This window comes from Pseudomonas sp. ITEM 17296 (assembly GCF_028895205.1).
Lineage (GTDB): Bacteria > Pseudomonadota > Gammaproteobacteria > Pseudomonadales > Pseudomonadaceae > Aquipseudomonas > Aquipseudomonas kermanshahensis.
Genome location: NZ_WJRS01000002.1, coordinates 295,303 through 314,712 on the forward strand (window position 1 = coordinate 295,303; position 19,410 = coordinate 314,712).

Sequence of the window (19,410 nt, forward strand, 5' to 3'; positions counted from 1 at the left end):
GCCCCCACTCGACTAATGGCTAAGTGCTAGTCTGGTCGTAGTCTGCAGCAACGGAGCAAGCCATTGCAAAGCGGCTTTGATAGGATTTCGGCCGCGCAAGATGAAACCTTTAGGGGGCGTGAACTTTTCCACTGGCGTTACGCCCAACAGTCGCTGTAAAACTGCCGGGCCGTGTGCGGCAACTTCAAGTAAATCAAGAACAAGGGGCCTGCAGCAGCAGCGCTCCATCGGGGGAATGATGGATTTTTGGACTGCCTTTCAGGCAATCATCTTAGGCGTGGTCGAAGGGTTGACGGAGTTCTTGCCGATCTCCAGCACCGGGCACCAGATCATCGTCGCCGACCTCATCGGCTTTGGTGGCGAACGGGCCATGGCGTTCAACATCATCATCCAGCTTGCCGCCATCCTGGCGGTGGTGTGGGAATTCCGACGCAAGATACTCGACGTGGTCTTTGGGCTCACCACCCAGCCTACGGCGCGGCGCTTTACGGGTAACCTGCTGCTGGCGTTCATGCCGGCGGTGGTGTTGGGCGTGCTGTTCGCCGACCTGATTCACGAATACCTGTTCAACCCGATCACCGTGGCTGCGGCCTTGGTGGTGGGCGGCGTGATCATGCTCTGGGCCGAGCGCCGTGAGCACCGCGTGGAGGTCGACCACGTTGACGAGATGCGCTGGAGCCATGCCTTGAAAATTGGTTTCGTCCAGTGCCTGGCCATGATTCCGGGTACCTCGCGTTCTGGCTCGACCATCATTGGCGGCCTGCTGTTCGGGCTGTCGCGCAAGGCCGCGACCGAGTTCTCGTTCTTCCTGGCGATGCCGACCATGGTCGGTGCAGCGGTGTACTCGGGCTACAAGTACCGTGACCTGTTCCAGCCAAGCGACTTGCCGGTATTCGCCATCGGCTTCGTGACCTCGTTCATCTTTGCCATGATCGCTGTGCGCGCGTTGCTCAAGTTCATCGCCAACCACAGCTATGCGGCGTTCGCCTGGTACCGTATTGCCTTTGGCCTGTTGATCCTGGCGACCTGGCAGTTCGGTTGGGTCGACTGGTCGACGGCGCACGGTTGATATGGCCAAAGCTCAAAGCGAGGAGGGCGTACGTAATGTGCGCCTGAAACTGCTGGTGTTGGGCGCGCTGTGCCTGCTGCCGGGCCTGGGGGCGGCGCAGATGGCCTGGACCGACCAGTCCTGGGTGCCGTTGGCGCTCTACCCGGCGGTAAGCCTGATCAGCCTGCTGCTGTACTGGCAGGACAAACAACAGGCACGCAGCCAGGCCTGGCGCACGCCAGAAAAAGTACTGCATGCCAGCGAGCTGTGTGGCGGCTGGCCGGGGGCGCTGGTTGCGCAGCAGATGTTCCGGCACAAGACGCGCAAGCTGTCGTATCAGCTGGTGTTCTGGGGGATTGTGTTGCTGCATCAGGTGTTCTGGGTGGACTACCTGTTTTTGGGGCGCCACCTGCTCTCCGCCATCTGATCATCAGATCAACAAGCCCACCTGCAACCGCTTCGCCAGCTTTCGCACCACCAATTGGTGCGAACGCTGCAGCAGGTCACACAGCTCGTCGCGCCCCATGGGGTAAGGCGGCGCCATGCTGACCCACCGCGCCCGGGCCAGGTAGGGCGCGGGACGCACGCCGGGGCGGTCGCAGTAGCCCAGAAACAGCTCATCGGCGACCTTGAACGATAACCCTGCGCCCGCCAGGTCCAGCACCGCGAACATCTTGTTGCCTGCGACCGAAAACACCCGGATACCGCCCCATTTATAGTCCTCCCGCGCACCGGGCAGGCTCAGGCAAAAGTCCGCCACTTGGGCTTCGGTCATTTTCTGCTTAGACATAACGCTCCCCACAGGCCTCGAACGACGCCGCCAGATGATCAATCCAGACCCGTACGGCCGGCAACACACCGCGCCGGTGAGGGTACACCGCCTGCAGATACCCCCCCGGCAATGACCAGTCCGGCAGCAGCCGCACCAGCTCGCCACGTTCCAGTTCCTCTTCGCAGAACATACTGGGCAGCGCAGTGAAGCCCAACCCGGCGCGGACCGCGGCATTGCGCACCACGAAATCATCGATGGCCAAGCGTGGCTCCAGGGCGATGTCCTGTTGGCGTCCATTCGGGCCGAGCAGGCGAAAGTGTACCAGCCGGTCAGCTTCGGCCGCGCCCAGCACCGGCAATGAGGCCAGCTCGGCGGGCTCGCGAATGTGGTCGGCAAAGCCTGGAGCGGCGACCAGTTGCATCTGCGCCTGGCGCAGCCGGCGGGTAACCAGGGCCGGGTCCTCGTCGCCCAGGTCACGCACGCGCAGGGCTACGTCGATGCCTTCGGAAATCAGGTCGACCCGGCGGTTGAGCAGGACCATGTCCAGTTGCACCAGTGGGTACTGTGCGAGAAAACGGCTGATCACGTCCGGCAGAAACGCATGTGCCAGTGCTACTGGGCATGACACCCGCAGCCGCCCGCGTGGTTCGCTGCTCATGCTGGCGACGGCCTCGTCGGCGGCTTCTGCCTCCAGCAGCATGGCCTGGCAGTGGTGCAGGTAGCGCTCGCCCACGGCGGTCAGCTTCAATTGCCGCGTGGTGCGCTGCAGCAGGCGTGTGCCCAGGCGCTCTTCCAGCTCGGCGATGCGCCGTGACAGGCGTGATTTAGGGATGCCCAGCTGGCGCCCGGCAGCGGCGAAACCGCCGGCTTCGACCACGCGTGCGAAGTAGAAGAGGTCGTTGAGGTCTTGCATGGGAATGTCTCACTGTTCCATCTGTGGGACAAACTAACGCATTTTTGCCTGCTTATCAGCTATTCGTCATCCCGGTAGGATTCTCCCCATCGTGATCGCCCAATGCCGCGGTCTTCATTACAGGAGAGTCCCATGAAACTGTTGCACATCGATTCGAGCATCCTGGGCGACAATTCCGCCTCCCGCCAGCTGAGCCGCGAAGTGGTCGAAGCCTGGAAAGCCACCGACCCAAGCCTGGAAGTGGTCTACCGCGACCTGGCTGCCGACGCCATCGCCCACTTCTCCGCTGCTACCTTGGTGGCCGCCGGTACCGCTGAAGGCATGCGCGACGCGGCCCAGGCCTTCGAAGCCAAGCTGAGCGCCGAAACCCTGGAAGAATTCCTCGCCGCCGACGCCGTTGTGATGGGTGCGCCGATGTACAACTTCACCGTGCCGACCCAGCTCAAGGCCTGGATTGACCGCGTAGCCGTTGCCGGCAAGACCTTCCGCTACACCGAAGCCGGCCCTGAAGGCCTGTGCGGTAACAAGAAGGTGATCCTGGTATCCACCGCCGGTGGCCTGCACGCTGGCCAGCCGACGGGTGCCGGCCATGAAGACTTCCTCAAGGTGTTCCTGGGCTTTATCGGTGTCACCGACCTGGAAATCGTACGCGCCCATGGTCTGGCCTACGGCCCAGAGCACCGCAGCCAGGCCATCGACGCCGCACAGGCCCAGATCGCCAACGAGCTGTTCGCTGCTGCCTGATTGCGGTAAAAGGGGGCGCCTTGCGCCCCATCGCCGGCAAGCCGGCTCCCACAGAGCTAGCGCCAACCTCAGTTCTGGCGCTGTACCTGTGGGAGCCGGCTTGCCGGCGATTCGGCTGTGTCAGGCGACCGGTATCGTCGGGTCAGCCGCCGCCAGCGCCGCCGCACGATCGTTCGCGGCCGGTGGGTAGATCCAGCCCGTGTTGATCTGCGATTTGAGCACCTTGGCCTCTGCCTTGTCTTCCGGTGGCGACACCTTGCGCTCCCAACCTTCGGTATACACTGCGCCCCAGGCGCCCAGGTCGAGGCAGGTGACGTACTTGGGCTGGCTGTAGGTCATCGGTGCCACGCCGATCAATTCGGCCACGGCATTGTTGCCGGCGTAGCGGCCCAGCGGGATCGCATGCTGGCAAGACATTACCGCATAGTTGCCAGCCTCGTCGCAGGTGGCATATGCAACGTCACCTGCCGCGTAGACCGCGTCGTTACCCTTGACCTTGAGGTTGCCGTCCACGTGCAGCCGACCTTGGCGGTCCCGGTCACCGCTGATCTGCTCGGTCAATGGGTTGGCCTTGAACCCCACCGTCCAGATCACGGTATTGGCATCGATGCGCTGGCCGTTATCCAGCAGGACGCCGTCGGGGTCCACCGAGGCCACGGTTGCGCCGCAGATCCATTCCACCCCCAAAGCCTCGGATGCCTGCTCGATCGCGGGGCGGATGCCATCACCCAAGGCTGCGCCGATCCTGGCGCCACGGTCGATGACCAGCACACGCAGTGTGGCCTGGTCACCGAGGATGTTGCGCAAGCGCGCCGGCAACTCGGTGGCAGTCTCGATGCCGGTGAAGCCACCCCCGGCCACCACCACGGTGTTGCGGGCAGGTGTGTCCGGCAGGCTAGCCAGGGACTTGAGGTGCGCCTCCAGGCGCGCCGCGCTGTCGATCTTGTCGACATCGAAAACATGCTCGATGCCGACCATGTCCGGCCGGTTGAGCACACTGCCGCAGGCCATGATCAGGCGGTCATAACCCAGCTCGCACTCGGTACCGCTTTGCGTGCGATAGCGCACGCGCCTGGCGGCTTCGTCGATGTGGAAGGCCGTGCCTTGCACAAAGCGCACGTTCACCGCCTCAAACAGCGCTTCCAGCGGCGCGGCCATCGTATGTACTTCAGGTTCGTAGAAGCGCGGGCGTACATGCAGTTCGGCCTGGGGCGCGAGCAGCGTCACCTCGACATCATTGCGACCGTTCAAGTCCAGCTGGCGTATAGCGCTCAGAGCGCTCCAGAGGCCGGCAAAGCCCGCGCCAATGATCAGGATATTCTTCATCGTTGTGCTCCTGGAATGTCCGGGTAACCAAGGTAGCCCGTGTTTGAGGAGACCGATGTTACGAGCGACGAGCGTCACGCCCTAGGCCAAAGACCCCTGAATTTCGGCCAACGAAACAGAGCGTGCAAAACGGGCGCGGTAGTCACGCGGTGTTACCGCCAGTTGACGCTGGAAGGCCAGGCGCATGCGTTCTTCGTTGCCGAAACCGCACTGGCGCGCGACCTGCTCGATGTGGCTGTCGGCGCTTTCCAGCAGGCGCCGCGCGGCTTCCAGGCGGAACACTTCAATGGCTTTGGCCGGTGTGCGGCCGGTCTTGAGCTTGTACACCCGGGTGAAGTTACGCAGGCTCATGTGCGCCTGTTCGGCCAGGTGTTCGACGCTCAGCCGTGGGTCGCCCAAGTGTTCGTTGAGCCAGAGGTGCAGGGCTTCGAACTCGCTGCAATCGCGCCCCTGCAGCTTGAGCAGCTCACTGAATTGCGCCTGGCCGCCAGGCCGCTTGAGAAAGACCACCAACTCGCGTGCCACCTGCATCGCCACTTCACGGCCGCAGTCCAGTTCGACCAGGGCGAGGGCCATGTCGATGCCGGCGCTGACCCCGGCCGAGGTCCACACCGCGCCTTGCTGAACGAAGATCGACTCGTGGTCTACCTGCACCGCCGGGAAGTCGCGGCGCAGTACCTCGCACATGGCCCAGTGGGTGGCGGCGCGGCGCCCATCGAGCAAACCGGCGCTGGCCAGCAGAAATGTGCCGCTGCACACCGAGGCTGTGCGCCTGGCCTGCACGGCGGCGCGGCGCAGCCAGGCCACCAGCGGCGCGTGGTCGGGGAGGGTGCGGATGATGTCCGGGGCGCCGGGTACGATCAGCGTGTCGACAACCTGTGCCATCACGGTGTCCAAGGTTTCTGTCGCCACCACCAGGCCTTCAGCGGTTTGCTGCAGGCCGCCGTCAAGGCTGGCGGTGTGTACCCGATAGCCTGGTCGGCCGCGTTCGGCCATGGCCTTGGTGGCGGCCCAGAACACCGTCTGGGCGCCCGTGAGGTCGAGCAGGCCCATGTGCGGATAGGCGACGAAGACCACGACGCGAGGGTGGTCGACCGGTTGCAGCGCAGGCTCAAGCTGGTGGGCGTGTTCAGTCATTGGCGGATGGCCTGATCAAAAGTGACCGCTTGGCGGGCTCAAAAGGTCGGTGGCGTGATCACCCAGATCACCACAGCATCCACGTCCCCTGGGTTGCCATAGCGATGCGGCTCCTGGCTGGAGTAGCTGAAACTGTCGCCTTCGCCCAGCTGAAAATAGCGCTCGCCCACCCACAGTTCAAAACTGCCGCTGAGAATATACCCTGCCTCTTCGCCGTCGTGGCTGTAGCTCTGCTGGCTGTAGGTGCCCGGTGGAAAGCGCGAGTGAAGCATCTCCAGCTCGCGGTTGGGCTGGGGTGTCAGCAGTTGGTCGACGATGCCGTCCTCATAATGCACGCTGAGGCGGCTGTTACGGCGTACCACGTAGCCCTGGTCCTCTGGCGCAGTGCTGGCCTCGCTGGCAAAAAACCACTGGATGGTCACACCCAGGCTGCGGGCGATGTTGAACAAAGCCGGGATCGACGGGTAAGAGAGGTTGCGCTCCAACTGGCTGATGTAGCCGGCCGTCAGCTCGCTCTGTGTGGCCAACTCCGCCAGGGTCATGCCGCGGCGCTTGCGCAGGCCGCGGATGCGGGTTCCCAGAAACTGCGGCGCGGCGTTGCCGTCGTCGGTGGCGGAGGGGGGCTGCGGGAGTTGGCTCATGCACGTCGGTCCGTCGGAAAACGGCAGTATGTACAGCCTCAGAGCGCCCAGGCAACCGTCAGGCCATCGTGAATCGCCTCCTCGGCGGTACGCGGTGCCAGACAGTCGCCGATGCGCCGAACTTCCACCAGGCCGGCCAGCTCCGTCGCCAAGGTGTCGTTTGGCTGGTGGCCCAGGCACAGCACCAAGGTGTCGATGCCTTCGAAGATCATTGGTTCGCCGCTGGCCGTGTGCTGCAAGTACACGGTGTTGTCGTCGCAGCCATAGAGGCGGGCGTAGGGCGTGATGGGAATACCCAGGCGGTGCAGCTCGCCAGCCAGTTGATCGCGCACGTACAGCGGCAGGTTCTCGCCGCAATGGGTGCCGTTCACCGCCAATTGCACCTGATGCCCTTCGCGCGTCAGTCGCTCGGCGATACCCGGGCCGATCCAGTCGCAACGCCAGTCGATGACCAGGACCGAGCGCCCTGGGGTGACCTCGTTGCGCAGGATTTGCCAGGCATCCACTACCTGCAGTTCGCCGGCGCGTTCGAATGCCGGCCAGTAGGGCGTGGCGCCGGTGGCGGCAATCACCAGGTCGGGCCGCTCGCGCTCGACCAGTGCGCGGTCGACCCGCGTGTTGCGCTCCACCTCCACGCCGGCCAAGGCCATTTCCCGTTGCAGGTTGGTGCTGGCGCCGCCGAATTCGCTGCGCCGGGGTAGCAGTTGCGCCAGCAGCACCTGGCCACCCAGTTGTGGGCCGGCCTCATACAGGGTGACGTGGTGGCCGCGCGCGGCGGCGACGGTGGCCGCCTTCATGCCTGCGGGGCCGCCGCCTGCAACCAGGATGCGCTTGGGGGCTGGGGTGGGCGTCATCTGGCCGTACTGCAGTTCGCGGCCGGTTTCTGGGCGCTGAATGCAGGAAATCGCCAGGCCGCGGTGAAAATGCCCGATGCATGCCTGGTTGCAGGCAATGCAGGCGCGCACGTCCTCAACTCGGCCATGCTCGGTCTTGGTCGGCATCAGCGGGTCGCAGATCAGTGCGCGGGTCATGCCACACACGTCGGCCTGGCCACGCGCCAGGATCAGCTCGGCCTCTTGGGGTTGGTTGATGCGCCCAGTAACGAACAACGGAATGGCCAGGCGCTGCTTGAACGTGCCGGCTTCGCGCGCCAGGTAGGCCGGCTCGATGGCCATGGGCGGGACGATATGCACCGCGCCCCCCAGGGACGCCGAGGTGCCGGCGACGATGTGCAGGTAGTCGAGCTGGCTTTGCAACGCTTCGGCGGCCGCCAGCGACTCGTCTTCGCTCAGGCCTTCACTGTCACGCTCGTCGGCGCTGATGCGCAGGCCGACGATGAAGTGTTCGTCGGTCGCGGCGCGCACCGCCGCCAACACTTCGCGCAGAAACCTCAGGCGCTGCTCCAGGCCGCCGTTGTAACCATCGGTGCGCAGGTTGACCCGCGGATTGAGAAACTGCGCAGGCAGGTAACCATGGCTGGCGACCACTTCGACGCCATCCAGCCCCGCCTGGTGCAGGCGGCGGGCGGCGCTGGCATAGCCCTGGATGATGTCATCGATCATCGGCTGGTCCAGCGCGCGCGGCATCACCCGGAAGCGCTCGTTGGGCACCGACGAGGCCGAATAGGCCACTGCCAGCAAGCCGTCGGCAGATTCCATGATCTCCCGCCCCGGATGAAACAGCTGCGACAGCACCACGGTGCCGTGATCATGGCAGGCCTCGGCCAGGCGGCGGTAGCCGTCGATGCAGGCATCGTCGGTGGCCATCAGCACGTGGGAGGTGTAGCGGGCGCTGTCATGCACACCGGCCACCTGCAGCACGATCAGGCCAACCCCACCGGCGGCGCGGTCTCGCTGGTAAGCGATGAGCTTGTCGTTGACCAGGTTGTCGGTGGGCAGGCACGTGTCGTGGCCCGTGGACATGATGCGGTTCTTCAACCGTTTGCCGCGAATCTGCAAGGTTTCGAACAGGTGGGGAAAGGCAGTTTGCATACGGGCGGCTCCGGTGCGGTGTTGTTCTTGTTTTGTTTATGAAAGTGTACCGCCAGTAAAAAATCAACTTGTTTTTTTACTGGTGCGCGGCTAGGTTTTCTTCACCCTCACTGGTGAGGGCGTGACCTCACAACAACAAGAAATCGGGCCCTTGGGCACCGGCAGGAGGAAACCTCGATGCATGCATTCCCTCGCAGAACCCACCTTTGCGCAGCGCTTCTGGCCCTTGGCTTGGGCAGTGCGCACGCTGCGCCGCAAATGGTCGTGGTCGGTTATGGCGGCGCTGGTCAGAAAGCCCAGGACGAGGCGATCTTCAAGCCTTTCAGTGCCCAGGACGGCAGCAAGTTGATCCAGAGCGAATACAACGGCGAAATGGCCCGTATCCAGGTCATGGCCGATACCGGCAACGTCGATTGGGACGTGGTGCAGATCGAGGGGCCCGACCTGATGCGCGGCTGTGAGGAGGGCATCTATGAGCGGCTGGACTGGCAGCGCCTGGGCCATGCCGCCGAGCTGATTCCGGATGCCGCGCAGGACTGCGGTTCTGCCGCCCTGGTGTGGAGCGTGGCGATTGCCTACGACCGCAACAAGCTGGCTCAAGCCCCCGCTTCATGGGCAGACTTCTGGGACGTCAGCAAGTACCCAGGCAAACGTGGCCTGCGCAAGCGTGCGGTGTACAACCTGGAGTTCGCCTTGCTGGCTGATGGGGTCAAGGTCGAGGACGTGTACACGGTGCTGTCAACGCCAGCCGGGGTCGACCGCGCGTTTGCCAAACTCACTGAGCTCAAGCCCTATATCCAGTGGTGGGACGCGGGTGCCCAGCCGGCCCAGTGGCTGACCGCCGGTGATGTGGTGATGACGTCTACCTACAGTGGCCGCATCGCGGTGGCGGCGCAGCAGGGCAGCCCGCTGGCATTGGTCTGGCCGGGCAGCCTGTATGGCATGGACTATTGGGCGATCATCAAGGGCTCGCGGCATGTCGACCAGGCCAAGCGGCTGATCGCCTATGCCAACCAGCCTGATACCCAGGTGCGTTACGTCGAGCAGATCCCCTATGGGCCGACCAACACCCAGGCAGCGGCCAGGCTCGCCCCGGGGCTGGCCGGCTGGGTGCCAACCTCGCCACAGAACCTGCAGGGGGCGCTGGCGATGAACGTGGAGTTCTGGGTCGACCATGGCGAAGAGCTGGAGCAGCGATTCAATGCCTGGGCTACGAAATAGCCTAGTGTTCACAGCTGCCTTTCTAACAGGATGAACGAGAAATGACCCCTACCGAACAGACCCTGCGTCAGGAGCTGGCGGCCTGCTACCGCCTGGTCGCTCACTTTCGCATGAGCGACCTGATCTTCACGCACATCTCGCTGCGCGTGCCTGGGCCGGAGCACCACTTTCTGATCAACCCCTACGGCTTGCTGTTCGACGAGATCACAGCCTCCAGCCTGGTGAAGATCGACTTGCATGGGCAGCCAGTCGAGGCGACCCCACACCCGGTTAACCCGGCCGGGTTCGTCATCCACAGTGCTATTCATGCGGCTCGCGAAGACGCCCACTGCGTGCTGCACACCCACACCCGGGCCGGGTGTGCGGTGGCGGCACTGGAATGTGGCTTGCTGCCGGTCAACCAGATGTCCATGGAGTTTCATGGCAAGGTTGCCTACCACGATTACGAAGGCATCGCCCTGGACCTGGATGAGCAACAGCGCTTGGTGGCCGACCTGGGTGACCGGCCGGTGATGATCCTGCGTAACCATGGGTTGCTGACCACCGGGCGTTCTGTGGCCGAAGCCTTCCTGCGCATGTACTACCTGGAAAAAGCCTGCGAGATCCAGTTGGCGGCGCAGAGTGCCGGGCAATTGATAATGCCGCCGGCCGCCGTGTGTGAGCGTACCGAGCAGCAGTTCAATGCGCCACTGAAGGGCTTGAAGCAGGGCGAACTGTCGGACCCGGATGCAGTGGGGCTGGCGTGGGGCGCGCTACTGCGGATGCTGGAGCGGGTGGCGCCGGGTTACCGCGACTGATGGTTGAATGCCACGGCGTATGAAGACTGCAACAGTGACACTGTTGCGCAACCCTGCGCCCTAACTGTGCTGGTCCCTGGAAAAGGAATAGCCTTATGCTGTAACGAAATATGTCGAGAAAGCCTGAAGAAGGATGTCGCAATGCCGCTCAAGGACCTGCTGATCGCCCTGGTGGTGATTGTTGCGTGGGGAGTCAACTTCGTGGTCATCAAGGTCGGCCTGGATGGCCTGCCGCCGATGCTGCTGGGGGCGTTGCGCTTCTTGTTGGTGGCCTTCCCGGCGGTGTTGCTGGTGAAGCGGCCCAAGCTGCCCTGGCGCTGGCTGATCGCTTATGGCGCGACGATCTCCTTGGGGCAGTTCGCCTTCTTGTTCCAGGCCATGTACAGCGGTATGCCGCCGGGGTTGGCGTCGTTGATCCTGCAATCCCAGGCATTCTTCACCTTGGGTTTCGCTGCGTTGTTCCTGGGTGAGCGGTTGCGCCTTGCCAGCCTGCTGGGGCTGCTGGTGGCGGCCAGCGGGTTGGCGTTGATCGGCAGTGAAGACAGCGGCCATGTGCCGATGCTTGCGCTGTTGTTGACCCTGTGCGCGGGCGCGATGTGGGGCGTGGGCAACATCATCACGCGGCGTTTCGGGTCGGTCGACCTGGTGGCGCTGGTGATCTGGGGCGGGCTGATTCCACCGTTGCCATTCTTGGCTTTGTCGTGGTGGCTGGAAGGGCCTGAGCGCATCGGCCATGCTTTGGCCAACATCGGTTGGAACTCGGTACTGGCGTTGGCGTACCTGGCATTCGTCGCCACCATGCTCGGCTACAGCCTGTGGAGCAAGCTGTTGTCGCGCCACCCGGCGGGCAAGGTCGCGCCGTTCTCGCTGTTGGTCCCCGTGATTGGCTTGAGCTCCTCGGCCTGGTTGCTGGGGGAACGCCTGACCGTGTTGCAGGGGTGGGGCGCGTTGCTGGTGATGGTCGGGCTGCTGGTGAATGTGTTTGGCGCGAAGATCGGCCAGCGGTTACGTGCGGCCAGCGTCTCCTGACGCCGGGCTGCCAGTGCTCTGTTAGAATTGGCGCTTTTCGCCAGGCCAACGGAGCACTTTCATGATCATCTCCACCACCAGCCAGCTCGAAGGCCGTCCGATTGCCGACTACCTGGGCGTCGTCAGTTCTGAGTCCGTGCAGGGCATCAACTTTGTGCGGGATTTCTTCGCGCGTTTCCGCGACTTCTTCGGTGGCCGCTCACAAACCCTGGAGAGCGCACTGCGCGAGGCCCGCGAACAGGCTACCGAAGAGTTGAAAGCGCGCGCACGGCAGTTGAATGCTGATGCCGTAGTCGGTGTGGATTTCGAAATCAGCATGCCATCGGTGCAGGGTGGCATGGTCGTGGTGTTCGCCACCGGCACGGCAGTCCGCCTAAAGTAAGGCCATGTGCCACTGGTCGGGCGTAAAGCGTTTGGCCAGGCAGTCTGCAAATGACCAGCTAGTCTCACTTTTACCGGCCGCGTTCACTTAGGCATTCCATCTGCTTGCCGGCGCGACCGCCACTGGAGGGAGACTGGGCATGAGCGAATCCTTTTTTGAAGACCTGAACGACGCATTCCCGATCAACAGCCAGGTGCGTTGCGGCCAGTCGGCATTCCGTCTGGGCTTCGCCAACATGACGCTGGATGATTCGGAACAGCTTCAGCCTGCACATCTGCAGCGCACCAAGAAGGGCCGCTTCATGCCGCGGGTTCCGCTGAAAAAGTGATCCCGCTCCAGCAACCCCGCCAAACGGCGGGGTTTTTATTGCCATTCGTTGACGCTGCTCATGGCATCGCTGGGTTGCGCTCGCCGGGCTTGCGAAGATGTGGTTTTCTGGCGCGGCATTTCAGCAAACGGAGATTGAACGCTCATGCGAGTCAGGGAAGAGACCTATTGGCAGTGGGCCGACGCTCAACTGCACAGCCGCAGCCACGATGAAGCACTCAGTGACGGCACCACGCTGGATGTGCAGGTGCGGTTGTCGCGCCTCGGCGCCACCCAGTTGTTCCTCGGTGTGTACGCCGGCAATGGCCGGGCAGTGCTGGAAGAGTATTACCCCTCGCGCCCTGGCGAGACCATGACCCGTGCGCTGGTCTGGGGCGTCGAGCGGGCCCGGGCACTGGCTACCGGCGCCTTGCCGCTGCCAGCCATGGCGCAACCGCGCAGGCGCGCATGAAAAAGCCCGGCCTTTTGGGGCCGGGCTTGAGGGTGCGGGTAGCCACTCAGTTGAGCGGTTCGATCACCTTGACTGCCTGCCGCTCACGGGCGGCGGGCCATTCTTGTTGCAGGGTCTGCAGCACGCGGCCAACGAACTCGGTGTCGGCAGCGGCCTTCTTGCCGACGTAGCCTTGGCCACGGCGGTAGACCTTGAAGCGTGCACGCATGCTGGGCAGGTGCTCTTCGAATTCAGCTTCGATGGTGTTCGGTGGCAGGCGGTCGAGACGCACCTCACCGGTCTGGCTCACCCACAGCAGATGGTCGTCGAGGCTGTCCTTGCGCACGGCGAACAGCTGGGCCAATTGGTCGATTGTGGGATTGTTGTTCAAGTTCATCATAAAGCCCCCATTACCCATTCGTAGGTGATTTTCACAGTTGGCGCTACCACGGTGTAGCGCACTACCAAGGCTGCTACAGCAGCATCGCAACAGGGGCTTTCACACGCTGCCTTTTGGACAGTTCCCTCTCCACGGACGGCCTGCGTTACCGCGCAAGCCGTCTGGAACACCCTTGCCACCGCTCCCGATCGGGGAGACGACTCAATCATGCCCAAGCGCGATGAACGGCGTCAACAGTTTTGTAGTGAATATTTTTAGGCACTACATTTTTGTCATGTTGTTCGACAATCCAAGCGCTGGCCGGCGTAAAACCGGCCGCTACCTTCACAGCCCCTCAATAATCTGGAAGGCCGCACGCACGCGGGCTTCGTTCGGATAATTACGGTTGGCCAGCAACACCACGGCCATGTTTTTGGCAGGAATAAAAGCGGCGTACGCGCCAAAACCGCTGGTTGCGCCGGTCTTGTTGTACCAGGCCTCACGCAGGGCAGGGCTGGCAGGGACGAGGCGGGTGGTGGCCTGAGGCTCACGGATCAGGCGAGGGCTGTTGCCATCGATCAAGGTGCCTAGCGCAACCGGATAAGGGTAATGCTCCCAGCCAAGGCCCTGGGTCATGGTGCCGACCTGGAAGTAGCCCTTATGGGTGATCGCAATGGCGTTTTGCAGTGCAGCGGGCAGGCCGTCTGGCTGCATCTGCAGGCGCACGTAGCGCAGCATGTCGCTGGCGCTGGTCTTGATGCCATAGGCTTCATCGGCATAAGGGCCTGGGCTGACGCGTACCGGGCGGTCTTCTGCGTCGTAGCCTTGGGCATAAAGCCCTTGGGCGCTGGCGGGCACCTGCAGGTAGGTGTGTTTCAGGCCCAGTTGCACCAGCAGGCCCTGGCTCATCAGCTCCGCGAAGGGGCGCTGCTGCGCGCGTGCCGCCAAATCGCCGAACAGGCCCAGGCTCGGGTTGGAATAGCAGCGCTGGGTGCCCGGCGCGGCGTGAGGCTTCCAGTGGCGGAAGAAGTCCACGACCTGTTGCGGCGTCTGCACTTCATCGGGGAACTGCAACGGTAGGCAATCGGCGCTGTAGGCCCCCAGTTCCAGCACGCTGGCGTCCCCCAGCGGCACCCCAGCCAGTGCGGGCTGATAGCGTTTTGCCGGGGCCTGAAGGTCCAGTTTGCCTTCGGCGCTGGCCAGGGCAGCGAGGGTAGCCGTGTAGGTCTTGCTCAACGAGCCGACCTCGAACAGGGTGTCTTGGGTAACCGGCGTGCCCTCGGCCTTGCTGGCCACGCCATAGTTGAAATAGTGCGCCTGGCCGTGGGCGTACACCGCCACGGCCATGCCGGCGATGCCTTGCTCCTGCATCAGTGTGCGAATGAGGGGGTCGACGCGTGCTTGCAGCGTGTCGTCAGCCTGAGCGGCTGCGTGGCCCATGGCGAATGTGATGGCGGCAGTCAGTGCGGCCAGGCGAGGGAGCAACATGGGCAGGTCCTTTGTGGGGTTGTGTCCGTTCATCGACACCTGTGGGGGTTCCGGCGTTAGCGAAGAAAAGCCGCAGACCTTATCGTCTGCCCTTGCACAATGACAAGACGGAACCTGTGATGAAGTATTTGCGGATGTTATTCGACAATTTCACCCTGGCGTTGCTCGGGGTGGTGCTGATCGCCACCGTGCTGCCCTGCTCGGGTGACGGTGCAGTGTATTTTGGCTGGCTGACCAACCTGGCCATCGGCCTGCTGTTCTTCCTGCACGGCGCCAAGTTGTCGCGCGAAGCGATCATCGCCGGGGCCGGGCACTGGCGCCTGCACGCGTTGGTGTTCTCCTGCACCTTTGTACTGTTCCCCCTGCTGGGGTTGGCGTTCAAGCCCCTGTTCGTGCCATTGGTTGGCAATGAGCTGTACCTGGGCGTGCTGTACCTGTGTGCATTGCCGGCCACTGTGCAGTCAGCCATCGCGTTCACCTCCCTGGCCCGCGGCAACGTGCCGGCCGCCATTTGCAGCGCTGCCGCTTCGAGCCTGCTGGGCATCTTCCTCACGCCGCTGCTGGTGATGATGTTGCTGGGCGCCAGCGGTGACACTGGGTCGGGGTTGGATGCCGTACTGAAAATCACCTTGCAGCTGCTGGTGCCCTTCGTGGCCGGGCAGATCGCACGCCGCTGGATCGGCGCATGGGTCAAGCGCAACGCGCGCTGGCTCAAGGTCGTGGACCAGGGGTCGATCCTGCTGGTGGTGTACACCGCGTTCAGTGAAGCGGTGGTGACGGGCCTGTGGCACACGGTATCGCCACAGCACCTGGCGGGGCTGTTCGTGGTCTGCGGGATTTTGTTGGCGGTGGTGCTGTATGGCACCCGTTTCCTTGGCAAGGTGCTGGGCTTTGACCTTGAAGACCGCATCACCATTCTGTTCGCCGGTTCGAAGAAGAGCCTGGCGACCGGCGTGCCGATGGCTCAGGTGCTGTTCGTGGGCAGTGGCATTGGCGCGATGATTTTGCCGCTGATGCTGTTCCATCAGATCCAGCTGATGGTGTGCGCGGTGCTGGCGCAGCGTTATGCCAGCCGTGAGGATGTGGGTGAGAAGGCCCCTGTATCGTCTTGATAGACAAGGGGTATAGGTACTGCTGACTGTGTGAGAGCAACTGTCTTGTGGTGCTTGTGCCGGCCTCTTCGCGGGCAAGTCGGACCGCCGCACCGCCGCTCCCACAGGTAATTGCGCAGGCTCAGGCCTTGTGTTCTCCAACAAATACCTGCTGAGTCAGGTAGTTATGTGCTGTTCTTGAGGTGCTTTATCACTTTACCGGGCCTGGCCGGAGCTGCGCGCTCTTAACGCCTTGGCAACCTCCGCCTCTATCTTGTAGGCCGGGCCTTCCAGCTCATTGAAGTCACGCGTGTAGCGCCGGGCGAACTCATCGACGCCTAATGCCTGGTACTGCTGCACGTGCTTGAGCTCGTGCGCCCACAGCGCCACATTGTCTTCAGCATCGCTGGCATGGCGGAAGATGATCGTGTCGATCAGTGTCACGGCATTCACATCGGGGTTTTGCAGCATCGCGTTGGCTGCGCTCATCTGCTGTTCATCGCCAACCCTGAAGCGCGCGGCATCGAGCACGGCAAAGTCATACCAGGGTTCGAGCTGGGCGCGGATGTGTAGCGGGATCGGCTCACTGCCGCTGGCGCTGGCTTCGTCACGGGCCTGGCGCAACGCGTAGGCCAGGCTGGTTGAGGCCATGGTTTCGACGTCCTTGAGGATCTGCCCGGCCTGGCCTGGGTCGACCGGCGCACAGAAACAGCCCATCAGGCAGACTTGGTACTGGCCCGGAGGGCAGGTCTGTTCAGCAAACACGGGCACGCTCAAAAGCAAGCCAAGCAACAGGTTAACGGCTTTCATTCAAGGCCTTTTCGACGAAGCTGCGGCTGGCATCGAGTACTTCGGACTGCACGACTTCGCTGGCGAGCATGCGCCCGATCAGCAACGCCCCGACGCACTGGCTGATCAACACCCAGGCCAGTTGTTCATCCTCCAGTGTTGTGCTCCAGGCTTTGTGCAACTCGACCAGCCAATGTTCGGCCACCTCACGCACCGGTTGATCTGCCCGGGCGATTTCCACCCCAAGCGGCGGCAAGGGGCAGCCCCCTTCGGCATTGTGCAGGTGGGCCAGGCTCAGGTACTGCTGCAGGCAACGGCCAAGGCGCTCGCGGCTGGCACCTTGATTGGCCAGGCGCGCCAGCGGGCTGTTGCACAGCTCCTGGCGAACGACTTCGGTGAACAGGTCATCTTTGGAAGGGAAGTGATTGTAAAAGGCACCGCCGGTCAGCCCGATGGCTTTCATCAGCCCGGCTACGCCAGTGCTGGTGAAACCGCCGCGTTTGGCCAGTGCACCGCTGGTGGCCAGCAGCTTTTCGCGGGTTTGTTGCTTGTGGTCGCTGGTATAGCGCATTCAATTGCCTCTGCGCGCTTGGCTTGACGATGGGGGCGATCATAACATAGCGTTCGTTTACTAAACGATCACTCACCAAAGGGGCGCACATGACTCAACCACAAAAAGTAGTGCTGGTGATCGGCGCGGGAGATGCCACGGGGGGCGAGATCGCCAAGCGCTTCGCGCGGGAGGGCTACGTGGCCTGCGTCACTCGCCGTCAGGCGGACAAGCTGCAACCGCTGCTGGACGAGATCCGCGCCGCAGGCGGCCAGGCCCATGGCTTTGGCTCCGATGCGCGTAAGGAGGAAGAGGTGGCCGCGCTGGTTGAGACCATCGAGCGTGATATTGGCCCGATCGAGGCGTTTGTCTTCAATATCGGCGCCAATGTGCCTTGCAGCATTCTGGATGAAACGCCGCGCAAGTACTTCAAGATTTGGGAGATGGCCTGTTTTGCCGGGTTTCTGACAGCGCAGGCGGTGGCTCGGCGCATGGTGGTGCGTGAGCGCGGCACGATTCTGTTCACAGGCGCTACTGCAGGTACCCGTGGCGCTGCTGGCTTTGCCGCATTCGCCGGTGCCAAGCATGGCCTGCGGGCATTGGCCCAGAGCATGGCGCGTGAGCTGGGGCCGCGCAATATCCATGTCGCCCATGTAGTGGTGGATGGGGCAATCGATACCGCGTTCATCCGCGACAGTTTCCCCGAGCGCTACGCCCTTAAGGACCAGGATGGCATCCTCGACCCGGCCCATATTGCCGACAGCTACTGGTTCCTCCACACCCAACCGCGAGATGCCTGGACATTCGAACTGGACCTGCGCCCCTGGATGGAACGCTGGTAAGCCCCCCCTCATCGACCAAGGACCGAACCCATGACCAAGACCGTCGAATTCTTCTTTGACCTCGGCAGCCCCGCCAGTTACCTGGCGTGGACCCAGCTGCCGGGTATCTGTGACCGCCATGGCGCGGCGCTGCATTATCGGCCCATGCTGTTGGGTGGGGTTTTCCAGGCCACCGGCAATGCCTCGCCGGCAATGATCCCAGCCAAGGGCCGCTACATGTTTACCGACCTTGCACGCTTCGCAGCGCGCTATGGTGTGCCGTTTGGGCTTCCACCGGGCTTCCCGATGAATACCCTGATGCTGATGCGCGGTGTAATCGGCACACAGTTGCAAGCACCGGAACGCTTCGAGGCACTGTTGCGGGCATTGTTCAACGGCCTGTGGGCCGAGCGACGCAACCTGGGGGACGCGGCGGTGTTGCAGCAGACGCTGGAACATGCCGGCTTTGACCTTGCCGCGCTCACTGCCCTGGCGGGCGACGCGCAGGTGAAGGCGGCCCTGAAGCAGGCGACCGAGGAAGCCGTTGCGCGCGGTGTATTTGGTGCGCCGACCTGTTTTGTCGGTGATGAGATGTTCTTTGGGCAAGACCGCCTGGACTTTGTCGAGGACGCGCTGCGTCAACCGGCCAGGCGCGCTTCCAGCTGAGTACGCTCCCACAGGCTGAGCAGGTCGGTGGGGTTGGTGCCGTAACGGTGCCAGTCTTCAAGGCCGGCCTGATCAGCGTTGGGGGCAACGCACTGGACGCATTGAGCAAGGCCTTCGGCATCCACGGCCAGGGTCAACTGCCAGCCTTCGATCAGCACATCGACCAGCCCTTCGGCGCGCTGGGCGGTGATGTGCAAGGGGTGGACGCCCAGGGCTGCGTCACGCAAGCGCTGATACGCGGCCCGTGCGTTCACGGTGCCTGGGCGGTTCACGGTCAGAAGTTCGCCGGGGTGTTGGCGCTGATGATTTCGGCCTCATCCTGGCCAATGTTCTTGAAGCTGTGCGGCAGGGTAGTGGGGATGTAGTAGCCATCACCCGAATTGAGCACGCTGACCTGGCCATCGACCCACAACTCGACGGTGCCGCGGGTGACCAGGCCGCACTCTTCGCCTTCTGCATGCACGATCGGCTCGCCCGAATCGGCGCCCGGTGCGTACAGTTCACGCAGCATGCGCATCTGACGGGCCTCGACACTGGCACCTACCAACAGCATGCGCAGGCCGTTACGGCCCAAGTCTGGCTGCTCGCTGGCGCGGAACACGAAGCGCTCTTCCCGCACCGGCTCGTCGAAGCTGAAAAACTCCGCCAAGCTCATCGGGATCCCTTCGAGCAGTTTTTTCAGGGAGCTGACCGAAGGGCTGACGCGGTTCTGTTCGATCTGCGAGATCGTCGAGTTAGTCAGCCCGCTGCGGCGGGCCAGTTCCCGTTGGGAGAGGTTGTTGCGTTCACGCACCAGTTTGAGTCGCGTCCCCGTGTCCATAGCCGCCTTGTAATCAGAGGTGTCAAAAATAATGAGCGACGCATTAAA

Annotated in this window: 24 protein-coding genes; 12 read left to right on the top strand and 12 right to left on the bottom strand. The window is 63.1% G+C overall.

The genetic code is table 11. The features are described 5' to 3' along the window. Window positions 1-238 precede the first annotated feature (238 nt). Window positions 239-1,069, top strand: coding sequence for an undecaprenyl-diphosphate phosphatase (locus tag GIB19_RS03975; RefSeq protein ID WP_027594776.1), 831 nt, complete (start codon window positions 239-241; stop codon window positions 1,067-1,069). A gap of 1 nt (window position 1,070) precedes the next feature. Beyond that, window positions 1,071-1,475: a DUF1294 domain-containing protein gene (locus tag GIB19_RS03980; RefSeq protein ID WP_274883706.1), complete on the top strand. Its 405-nt coding sequence runs from the start codon at window positions 1,071-1,073 to the stop codon at window positions 1,473-1,475. Between the two features lie 3 nt (window positions 1,476-1,478). Here the strand turns inward: GIB19_RS03980 and GIB19_RS03985 are convergent, their stop codons facing one another. Further along, window positions 1,479-1,838, bottom strand: a complete 360-nt coding sequence (locus GIB19_RS03985; protein ID WP_027594778.1) for an MmcQ/YjbR family DNA-binding protein — start codon at window positions 1,836-1,838, stop codon at window positions 1,479-1,481. After that, entirely contained in the window at window positions 1,831-2,733 is a 903-nt protein-coding gene (locus GIB19_RS03990; RefSeq protein ID WP_027594779.1) for a LysR substrate-binding domain-containing protein, read from the bottom strand. The genes GIB19_RS03985 and GIB19_RS03990 overlap by 8 nt, the downstream gene beginning before the upstream one ends. A 132-nt stretch (window positions 2,734-2,865) precedes the next feature. Here GIB19_RS03990 and GIB19_RS03995 point away from each other — a divergent pair, with 132 nt between their 5' ends. Continuing rightward, complete coding sequence (locus GIB19_RS03995; protein ID WP_099429533.1) at window positions 2,866-3,477, top strand: FMN-dependent NADH-azoreductase; 612 nt, start codon at window positions 2,866-2,868, stop codon at window positions 3,475-3,477. Window positions 3,478-3,597: 120 nt separating this feature from the next. Here GIB19_RS03995 and GIB19_RS04000 read toward each other — a convergent pair whose 3' ends face one another. The 4 genes from GIB19_RS04000 to GIB19_RS04015 all read right to left on the bottom strand — a co-directional run bounded on the left by GIB19_RS04000 (window position 3,598) and on the right by GIB19_RS04015 (window position 8,572). Continuing rightward, on the bottom strand, window positions 3,598-4,803 hold the full coding sequence (locus GIB19_RS04000) for an NAD(P)/FAD-dependent oxidoreductase (RefSeq protein ID WP_274883707.1): 1,206 nt from the start codon (window positions 4,801-4,803) through the stop codon (window positions 3,598-3,600). An 81-nt stretch (window positions 4,804-4,884) separates the two neighbouring features. Further along, window positions 4,885-5,940 carry a GlxA family transcriptional regulator gene (locus GIB19_RS04005; protein ID WP_099429531.1) on the bottom strand — a complete coding sequence of 352 codons (1,056 nt, stop codon included), beginning with the start codon at window positions 5,938-5,940 and terminating at the stop codon, window positions 4,885-4,887. A 38-nt stretch (window positions 5,941-5,978) separates the two neighbouring features. Beyond that, the gene (locus tag GIB19_RS04010; RefSeq protein ID WP_099429530.1) at window positions 5,979-6,581 is read right to left on the bottom strand and encodes a helix-turn-helix domain-containing protein; all 603 of its coding nucleotides are present in this window, start codon (window positions 6,579-6,581) and stop codon (window positions 5,979-5,981) included. A 38-nt stretch (window positions 6,582-6,619) separates the two neighbouring features. Next, window positions 6,620-8,572 (bottom strand): oxidoreductase, encoded by a 1,953-nt coding sequence (locus GIB19_RS04015; RefSeq protein WP_274883708.1) that lies wholly within the window; start codon window positions 8,570-8,572, stop codon window positions 6,620-6,622. 177 nt (window positions 8,573-8,749) lie between these two features. On the opposite strand from GIB19_RS04015, the gene GIB19_RS04020 reads away from it, so the two are divergent. The 6 genes from GIB19_RS04020 to GIB19_RS04045 all read left to right on the top strand — a co-directional run bounded on the left by GIB19_RS04020 (window position 8,750) and on the right by GIB19_RS04045 (window position 12,779). Then, complete coding sequence (locus tag GIB19_RS04020; RefSeq protein ID WP_265968128.1) at window positions 8,750-9,793, top strand: ABC transporter substrate-binding protein; 1,044 nt, start codon at window positions 8,750-8,752, stop codon at window positions 9,791-9,793. A gap of 41 nt (window positions 9,794-9,834) precedes the next feature. Next, a complete protein-coding gene (locus GIB19_RS04025) occupies window positions 9,835-10,590 on the top strand; it encodes a class II aldolase/adducin family protein (protein WP_099429527.1) in 756 nt (251 codons plus the stop codon). Window positions 10,591-10,731: 141 nt separating this feature from the next. Further along, window positions 10,732-11,619 carry an EamA family transporter gene (locus tag GIB19_RS04030; RefSeq protein WP_274883710.1) on the top strand — a complete coding sequence of 296 codons (888 nt, stop codon included), beginning with the start codon at window positions 10,732-10,734 and terminating at the stop codon, window positions 11,617-11,619. A 61-nt stretch (window positions 11,620-11,680) separates the two neighbouring features. Further along, on the top strand, window positions 11,681-12,001 hold the full coding sequence (locus tag GIB19_RS04035) for a YbjQ family protein (protein ID WP_027594788.1): 321 nt from the start codon (window positions 11,681-11,683) through the stop codon (window positions 11,999-12,001). Between the two features lie 139 nt (window positions 12,002-12,140). Continuing rightward, the gene (locus tag GIB19_RS04040) at window positions 12,141-12,329 is read left to right on the top strand and encodes a hypothetical protein (protein WP_027594789.1); all 189 of its coding nucleotides are present in this window, start codon (window positions 12,141-12,143) and stop codon (window positions 12,327-12,329) included. Window positions 12,330-12,473: 144 nt separating this feature from the next. Then, on the top strand, window positions 12,474-12,779 hold the full coding sequence (locus GIB19_RS04045) for a hypothetical protein (RefSeq protein WP_027594790.1): 306 nt from the start codon (window positions 12,474-12,476) through the stop codon (window positions 12,777-12,779). Between the two features lie 46 nt (window positions 12,780-12,825). Here the strand turns inward: GIB19_RS04045 and GIB19_RS04050 are convergent, their stop codons facing one another. Together GIB19_RS04050 and ampC are read right to left on the bottom strand one after the other, a co-directional pair. Then, a complete protein-coding gene (locus GIB19_RS04050; protein WP_027594791.1) occupies window positions 12,826-13,158 on the bottom strand; it encodes a hypothetical protein in 333 nt (110 codons plus the stop codon). A gap of 324 nt (window positions 13,159-13,482) precedes the next feature. Further along, a complete protein-coding gene (gene ampC / locus GIB19_RS04055; protein WP_274883712.1) occupies window positions 13,483-14,625 on the bottom strand; it encodes a class C beta-lactamase in 1,143 nt (380 codons plus the stop codon). Between the two features lie 119 nt (window positions 14,626-14,744). Between ampC and GIB19_RS04060 the strand changes: the two genes are divergently transcribed. Continuing rightward, a complete protein-coding gene (locus GIB19_RS04060) occupies window positions 14,745-15,737 on the top strand; it encodes a bile acid:sodium symporter family protein (RefSeq protein ID WP_099429524.1) in 993 nt (330 codons plus the stop codon). A gap of 195 nt (window positions 15,738-15,932) precedes the next feature. Here GIB19_RS04060 and GIB19_RS04065 read toward each other — a convergent pair whose 3' ends face one another. Both GIB19_RS04065 and GIB19_RS04070 read right to left on the bottom strand, forming a co-directional pair. Then, on the bottom strand, window positions 15,933-16,526 hold the full coding sequence (locus GIB19_RS04065) for an eCIS core domain-containing protein (RefSeq protein WP_274883713.1): 594 nt from the start codon (window positions 16,524-16,526) through the stop codon (window positions 15,933-15,935). After that, window positions 16,513-17,076 (bottom strand): TetR/AcrR family transcriptional regulator, encoded by a 564-nt coding sequence (locus GIB19_RS04070; protein ID WP_274883714.1) that lies wholly within the window; start codon window positions 17,074-17,076, stop codon window positions 16,513-16,515. Before GIB19_RS04070 ends, GIB19_RS04065 begins: the two co-directional genes overlap by 14 nt. Before the next feature lie 89 nt (window positions 17,077-17,165). Here GIB19_RS04070 and GIB19_RS04075 point away from each other — a divergent pair, with 89 nt between their 5' ends. Beyond that, the gene (locus tag GIB19_RS04075) at window positions 17,166-17,897 is read left to right on the top strand and encodes an SDR family oxidoreductase (RefSeq protein WP_274883716.1); all 732 of its coding nucleotides are present in this window, start codon (window positions 17,166-17,168) and stop codon (window positions 17,895-17,897) included. Between the two features lie 30 nt (window positions 17,898-17,927). Further along, window positions 17,928-18,542 (top strand): 2-hydroxychromene-2-carboxylate isomerase, encoded by a 615-nt coding sequence (locus GIB19_RS04080; RefSeq protein WP_274883717.1) that lies wholly within the window; start codon window positions 17,928-17,930, stop codon window positions 18,540-18,542. Here the strand turns inward: GIB19_RS04080 and GIB19_RS04085 are convergent. Together GIB19_RS04085 and GIB19_RS04090 are read right to left on the bottom strand one after the other, a co-directional pair. Then, on the bottom strand, window positions 18,515-18,814 hold the full coding sequence (locus GIB19_RS04085) for a DUF7693 family protein (RefSeq protein ID WP_274883719.1): 300 nt from the start codon (window positions 18,812-18,814) through the stop codon (window positions 18,515-18,517). The two genes, GIB19_RS04080 and GIB19_RS04085, sit on opposite strands and share 28 nt — an antisense overlap. Window positions 18,815-18,816: 2 nt before the next feature. After that, the gene (locus tag GIB19_RS04090; protein WP_027594799.1) at window positions 18,817-19,362 is read right to left on the bottom strand and encodes a cupin domain-containing protein; all 546 of its coding nucleotides are present in this window, start codon (window positions 19,360-19,362) and stop codon (window positions 18,817-18,819) included. Window positions 19,363-19,410 lie beyond the last annotated feature (48 nt).

Coding starts and splice junctions, on each gene's coding strand:
- GIB19_RS03975 (WP_027594776.1), top strand. CDS start 239: ATGGATTTTTGGACTGCCTTTCAGGCAATCATCTTAGGCGTGGTCGAA.
- GIB19_RS03980 (WP_274883706.1), top strand. CDS start 1,071: ATGGCCAAAGCTCAAAGCGAGGAGGGCGTACGTAATGTGCGCCTGAAA.
- GIB19_RS03985 (WP_027594778.1), bottom strand. CDS start 1,838: ATGTCTAAGCAGAAAATGACCGAAGCCCAAGTGGCGGACTTTTGCCTG.
- GIB19_RS03990 (WP_027594779.1), bottom strand. CDS start 2,733: ATGCAAGACCTCAACGACCTCTTCTACTTCGCACGCGTGGTCGAAGCC.
- GIB19_RS03995 (WP_099429533.1), top strand. CDS start 2,866: ATGAAACTGTTGCACATCGATTCGAGCATCCTGGGCGACAATTCCGCC.
- GIB19_RS04000 (WP_274883707.1), bottom strand. CDS start 4,803: ATGAAGAATATCCTGATCATTGGCGCGGGCTTTGCCGGCCTCTGGAGC.
- GIB19_RS04005 (WP_099429531.1), bottom strand. CDS start 5,940: ATGACTGAACACGCCCACCAGCTTGAGCCTGCGCTGCAACCGGTCGAC.
- GIB19_RS04010 (WP_099429530.1), bottom strand. CDS start 6,581: ATGAGCCAACTCCCGCAGCCCCCCTCCGCCACCGACGACGGCAACGCC.
- GIB19_RS04015 (WP_274883708.1), bottom strand. CDS start 8,572: ATGCAAACTGCCTTTCCCCACCTGTTCGAAACCTTGCAGATTCGCGGC.
- GIB19_RS04020 (WP_265968128.1), top strand. CDS start 8,750: ATGCATGCATTCCCTCGCAGAACCCACCTTTGCGCAGCGCTTCTGGCC.
- GIB19_RS04025 (WP_099429527.1), top strand. CDS start 9,835: ATGACCCCTACCGAACAGACCCTGCGTCAGGAGCTGGCGGCCTGCTAC.
- GIB19_RS04030 (WP_274883710.1), top strand. CDS start 10,732: ATGCCGCTCAAGGACCTGCTGATCGCCCTGGTGGTGATTGTTGCGTGG.
- GIB19_RS04035 (WP_027594788.1), top strand. CDS start 11,681: ATGATCATCTCCACCACCAGCCAGCTCGAAGGCCGTCCGATTGCCGAC.
- GIB19_RS04040 (WP_027594789.1), top strand. CDS start 12,141: ATGAGCGAATCCTTTTTTGAAGACCTGAACGACGCATTCCCGATCAAC.
- GIB19_RS04045 (WP_027594790.1), top strand. CDS start 12,474: ATGCGAGTCAGGGAAGAGACCTATTGGCAGTGGGCCGACGCTCAACTG.
- GIB19_RS04050 (WP_027594791.1), bottom strand. CDS start 13,158: ATGATGAACTTGAACAACAATCCCACAATCGACCAATTGGCCCAGCTG.
- ampC (WP_274883712.1), bottom strand. CDS start 14,625: ATGTTGCTCCCTCGCCTGGCCGCACTGACTGCCGCCATCACATTCGCC.
- GIB19_RS04060 (WP_099429524.1), top strand. CDS start 14,745: ATGAAGTATTTGCGGATGTTATTCGACAATTTCACCCTGGCGTTGCTC.
- GIB19_RS04065 (WP_274883713.1), bottom strand. CDS start 16,526: ATGAAAGCCGTTAACCTGTTGCTTGGCTTGCTTTTGAGCGTGCCCGTG.
- GIB19_RS04070 (WP_274883714.1), bottom strand. CDS start 17,076: ATGCGCTATACCAGCGACCACAAGCAACAAACCCGCGAAAAGCTGCTG.
- GIB19_RS04075 (WP_274883716.1), top strand. CDS start 17,166: ATGACTCAACCACAAAAAGTAGTGCTGGTGATCGGCGCGGGAGATGCC.
- GIB19_RS04080 (WP_274883717.1), top strand. CDS start 17,928: ATGACCAAGACCGTCGAATTCTTCTTTGACCTCGGCAGCCCCGCCAGT.
- GIB19_RS04090 (WP_027594799.1), bottom strand. CDS start 19,362: ATGGACACGGGGACGCGACTCAAACTGGTGCGTGAACGCAACAACCTC.